5 protein-coding genes are annotated in these 4,542 nt (G+C 59.8%); all 5 read left to right on the forward strand.

Going from position 1 to position 4,542, the window contains the following annotated elements:
* Positions 1-931, forward strand: a 931-nt coding sequence (locus R6U20_RS08980) for a sensor histidine kinase (RefSeq protein WP_410337518.1), incomplete at its 5' end; no start/stop codon positions are given.
* Positions 909-1,706: a LytR/AlgR family response regulator transcription factor gene (locus tag R6U20_RS08985; RefSeq protein WP_410337519.1), complete on the forward strand. Its 798-nt coding sequence runs from the start codon at positions 909-911 to the stop codon at positions 1,704-1,706. The genes R6U20_RS08980 and R6U20_RS08985, both read left to right, overlap by 23 nt.
* A 66-nt stretch (positions 1,707-1,772) precedes the next feature.
* Positions 1,773-2,396: an IMPACT family protein gene (locus tag R6U20_RS08990; protein ID WP_410337520.1), complete on the forward strand. Its 624-nt coding sequence runs from the start codon at positions 1,773-1,775 to the stop codon at positions 2,394-2,396.
* Positions 2,397-2,993: 597 nt separating this feature from the next.
* Entirely contained in the window at positions 2,994-3,503 is a 510-nt protein-coding gene (locus tag R6U20_RS08995) for a hypothetical protein (protein ID WP_410337521.1), read from the forward strand.
* 117 nt (positions 3,504-3,620) lie between these two features.
* Positions 3,621-4,542: phosphoenolpyruvate carboxykinase (ATP) (locus R6U20_RS09000; protein WP_410337522.1), on the forward strand; the 922-nt coding region annotated here is incomplete at its 3' end.

The raw sequence follows: 4,542 nt of genomic DNA on the forward strand, positions 1-4,542 counted from the left end.
CCCAGCGCGCTCCGTATCGCGCATTGGGCTTCATCTGCTGTCAGCGCTAAGTATCGCCACCATCATGGATGCGTACAGCGACGTGGTGTACCGCCACGTCCTGAAGTCCCCAGAGGAGCGTGAGGCGCTAATGGAGGTGATCAGCGGGTCATTCTACGATGTGGTGCGCCTCGGCTTTCTCTGGGAGTTGATTATCTACGCAGCCATTCTTGCAGTTGGCTTTGCGCGCGACTACTACCGCCGCTTTCAGGAGCGCCAGATGCAGGCCGCTCGCTTGCAGGCCCAGCTCACCGAGGCGCGGCTGGACGCCCTGCGCATGCAGATCAACCCGCACTTTCTCTTTAATACGCTGCATGCCATTTCAAGCATGGTCGAGCGCAATCCCGCCGGCGTGCGCAAGATGGTGGCTCGCCTCAGCGCTCTGCTTCGCCATACACTCGACCACGACGGGGCCCAGGAAACCACCCTTGCCCGCGAACTCGACATGCTCGACGACTACCTCGCCATTATGCAGGTACGCTTCGAACATCGCCTTACGGTTCGCAAAGATGTGAATCCCGACGTGCACGATGCCATGGTGCCCGACATGATCTTGCAGCCCATCGTGGAAAACGCCATCAAGCATGGCGTCACGAAGCGCTCCAGTCCCGGATGGGTCGAGATTATAGCCGAACGGTCGGGCGACCAGCTCATGCTTGCCGTGGAAGACAACGGTCCCGGCGCTGCCCTCGACGATGAACTGCCCAAAGGCGTCGGGCTCAACAACGTGCGCTCGCGCCTTAACCAGATGTACGGCGACGACGCCTCGCTTCAGCTTACAACCGGACGCGAAGGCGGCGTACGCGCTACCCTTACGTTCCCCTACCATACGCAATCTTCCTTCGACGAAGACCTGCTCCCAACCGATCATGACTCAATCGCTTACGCTTAACGTGCTCGTTGTTGATGACGAGCCCCCCGCCCAACGACGCCTGACCGACCTGCTGAAGACGCGCGACGATGTCGAGCTTGTCGACGTGTGCGACAACGGGCGCGACGCCATCGAAGCCATTCGCTCCAATCGCCCCGATGTGGTCTTCCTGGATGTGCAGATGCCCGACTGTACGGGCATTGAGGTGGTCAACGAGGTGGGCGTTGAGAATATGCCCATCGTGATCTTTGTGACGGCGTACGACCAGCATGCGCTGAAGGCCTTCGAACTGGCCGCGCTCGACTATCTGCTGAAGCCGTTCGAGGATGAGCGCTTCCATGAAGCCCTCGACCGCGCAGCCCACCAGGTCGAAATGCGCTCTGCCGACCAGCTCGAACACCAACTGGAGCGGCTGCTGGGCGTGGCTCGCCCCGATCTTGCCGAAAGCGAAAACGAGTACCTGCAACGCATCCCGGTGCGCACACGCAACGAAGTCCGCATCGTCACGGTCAACGACGTGATGTACTGTGCCGCCGACGGGCCGTACGTGCGCCTGCACTTGCGTAACGACGAAACCTATCTCATCCGCGAGCGCATGAAAGTGCTTGAGGATCAGCTCGACCCGGACCAGTTCTGCCGCATCCACCGATCGACCATTGTGAATCTTGACGATGTAGAGGCAGTGCTGCCCAACCACGACGACCGCTACATGGTGCGCCTGGCCTCGGGCAAACGCCTGCGTGTAAGCCGCAGCCGCCGCGATGCCTTCGAGGAGCGCTTCGGCATTGCCACCTAAGCGGTCTCGTGTAGGATGCACACCGCTCTCGAACTGCTTTGCTTTCGCCCCTGCCTTCGCATTGTCATGGTGGATACATACCGCACGCTCGCTTCGCCCGGACGCGCCGAACTCAAGCGCAAGGGCTCGCGATTTATCGCACAGGCCCTGTCGGTTGAGACCACAGAAGCCGCCGAATCCTGCATTGAGGCGGTGCGTGCCGAGCGTCATCAGGCTACGCACCACTGCACGGCTTACCGCATCCACCCAAGCGGCGATGTCTTTCGCTACAACGATGATGGCGAGCCCACTGGCACTGCCGGACCGCCAATCTTGCAGCAGATAGACGGGCGCGACCTGACCAATACGCTCGTTATCGTGACGCGCTACTACGGCGGCACCAAGCTGGGCACCGGCGGTCTGGTGCGGGCCTATGGGGATGCCACGGCCGCCGCCCTCGATGCCGCATCAATCACAGAATCCGTTGTGCGCACGCCCGTTGCCGTCACGTTCGACTACGACGACACCGCTGCCGCCGAGCAGGTACTACGCCAGTTCGACACCGCCCGCCTCGACGACGCCTACACCGATGTAACCCGCTGGGTCGTAGGGCTGCGCCCCTCGCAAGTTGACGCCTTCGTGCAAACCATGACGAATGCCCTGGGCGGACGCGCCGCCATCGAGCGCAATCCGTCAACCACTGCGCACTAAATGTACCGTCTTTCCACGCCTGAAAGCCGAGGGGGCCTGCAGCCTTTGCTATTCATCAACCGCCTACTGAGAACGTGTTGTGCTATACATGTACCTGCCGCTGACCGTGCAGAAGTGCATGTTTATGCCCCTACACGGTCATCCCAGACGGATGCCGACCGCCGTCGGCACACGATCTGGGATCCATCTCACAATGGATAGATGCGTGCGGGACGTGAAGGTAGCCTTCAACCGGCGGAATGGATCCCGGATCAGCGGCGCCAGGGGCGCCTTGCCTGTCCTGAACTCGATTCAGGATCTGGATGACAAGACGATGGGGAGCTCTGCGCCTTCTGAACCCATAGCACAATCCGTACTGAGGCATGAACGGCAATCCATGAGCTGGATGCGCGTGTATGATCCTGCTTTACGGGGGAAACCCACAGTTCCATGACCCTGTACGCCCCTTGCCCCTATAGATTCTTCATGATGGAGATTTTCATGATGAGGGGATTTCACTCAATGTAACCGTCGGCTGTCATATCCATCATACCCTCTTTGCCAATGCGCTACGCCACTCATATTCTTGCGCAACTCGCTTTCGGTAGCCTGCTTTGTGTGAGTCTTCCCCTGTCGGGACAGGCGCAGTCCATTGCGCGCGACGGGGTCAACGAAAACACGGGCAACTACCACCTGCAATCCTCCTTTACCAGCGTGTCGGTGGTTGAAAACGATACTCCTACAATTGACGAAGCTGCGGTTGCGCTTTCGTACGTGGCCGGAAGCTGGACGATTATCCTCCGCTCCGAGGCCGCTGATTGGACTCTGGCCCGGGCCGAAGAGGCGGTCTTTACCATCGATGACTCGACCTACGAAACGACCGATGTGCACACCGTAGATGCCGAGCGCACCCCCAACATTCTCACCGAAGAAAACGCCATTCTCGCTCCCGGGGAGCTGCGTGCCCTGATTGCTGACGCCGAGGCAGTGCGTGTGCAGCTTGGCACCTACGTGCTCGACGTCTCCGATCTCCCAGATCACCATGCCCTCTTGCAAACGCGGCTGGATGACGAGACTTCCGAGGAATCTGATGAGGAAGGACAGCTGTCGGGCAACACCCCACGTTGAATCGGTTAGTTCCCCGACACGACAATGTCCCTGCTCCCACTTGCACTGCATCCTCATATCTTGTAGGATATAGGGCGAATCACTTACCGTCAACCTCTTCCCAATCAACGCACTGCTATGTCCGACCTCAAGCTGGATGCATATGGCATCGATGTCGATGTTATCTTACGCAACGCCGATCCGGCCCGTCTCTACGAAGAAGCCATCCACCGCGACCCCACCGCCGCGATTGCCGATACCGGTGCGCTTACCATCCGCTCCGGCGAAAAGACCGGACGGAGCCCGGCAGACAAGCGCATCGTGAAGCACCCCGAAAGCGCCGACGACATCTGGTGGGGCCCGATCAACATGGAGATCGACGCCCATACCTTCGAAATTAACCGTGAGCGCGCGCAGGACTACCTCAACACCCGCGATCGGCTCTACGTCATCGACGGGTTTGCCGGGTGGGATCCCACCCATCGGCTCAAGGTGCGCATTGTGTGTTCGCGCCCGTACCACGCGCTCTTTATGCACAACATGCTCATCCGCCCCACCGAAGAGGAACTGGCGGACTTTGGGGAGCCGGATTTTGTGATCTTTAATGCGGGCGAGTTTCCGGCGAACCGCCAGACCAAACACATGAGCTCGAAAACGAGCGTCGACCTCTCGTTCGAGGACAACGAGATGGTTATCTTGGGCACCGAGTACGCCGGCGAGATGAAGAAAGGGGTCTTCACCGTCATGCATTACCTGATGCCCAAACGCGACGTGCTCTCGATGCACTGCTCCGCCAACGAGGGCATGGACGACGAAGACGTGACGCTCTTCTTCGGCCTGAGCGGTACCGGCAAAACGACGCTCTCTGCCGATGCGAACCGCCGTCTCATCGGCGACGACGAGCACTGCTGGAGCGACGACGGCGTATTCAACATTGAGGGCGGCTGCTACGCCAAGGCTATTGGCCTGACCGAAGAGAGCGAGCCCGAAATCTACAACGCCATTCAGTACGGCACGCTGCTGGAGAACGTCGTCTACGACAAAAAGACGCGCACCGTCG

This window comes from Longimonas sp. (assembly GCF_046498435.1).
GTDB lineage: Bacteria > Bacteroidota > Rhodothermia > Rhodothermales > Salinibacteraceae > Longimonas.

Coding starts and splice junctions, on each gene's coding strand:
- R6U20_RS08985 (WP_410337519.1), top strand. CDS start 909: ATGACTCAATCGCTTACGCTTAACGTGCTCGTTGTTGATGACGAGCCC.
- R6U20_RS08990 (WP_410337520.1), top strand. CDS start 1,773: ATGGTGGATACATACCGCACGCTCGCTTCGCCCGGACGCGCCGAACTC.